The 524-nt window shown below is 45.7% G+C and carries 1 pseudogene; it reads right to left on the bottom strand.

Annotation, left to right across the window (positions count from 1 at the left end):
- Positions 1-466 (bottom strand): annotated as a pseudogene (locus tag AC1DRJ_RS32150) (hypothetical protein); the annotation flags it as partial.
- Positions 467-524: the final 58 nt, after the last annotated feature.

The following is a 524-nucleotide window of genomic DNA, read 5'->3' as shown; positions in this document are numbered from 1 at the left end:
CCTTATACTCACAATGGCTAGGGCTGTTTTTAGCAAACATTGCTGTGTAGACCCTATCTGGATCAGCGAAGCCTATATCCCCCCTAAAAAAAACGGATTGTTCATTTAGMCTTTCAATAAAAACCTTTCGATGATTAAGGTATTGTTCAAATGTCAAAGCAGCCAACTGCTTTTCGACAACAATGTCGTGCTTTTGCTGTTTATCCTGATTTTCTATGTCCAGTAAAATCTGGCGTTCTTCACCCTTCAATTGTTGTAGATACAGGAAAAGCAACGTTCCGATGGTTGCGAACGAGCTTAACAACGTGAACGCACCGCTCATGACGGAGCCGAAGCTACCCCAATCCGTTGCGTTCCTAGAAACGGGGCCAAGGTAGTATCCATAGGCCCAGAGCACGCCCACTGCAACGACTACACCAACAACGATAGCAGCACCAACCAACGCCAAAATCCAATTTGCTTTCATGACTGCTCCTAGTCTTTCCGCCATTGTCATTGAACGTAGTGGCTGGTCAAGTGTGTGC

The organism is Pseudomonas sp. P5_B2 (genome assembly GCF_056400445.1).
Note: the sequence above shows the minus strand (reverse complement) of the source record. Positions and strands in the feature narration are given on the sequence as shown.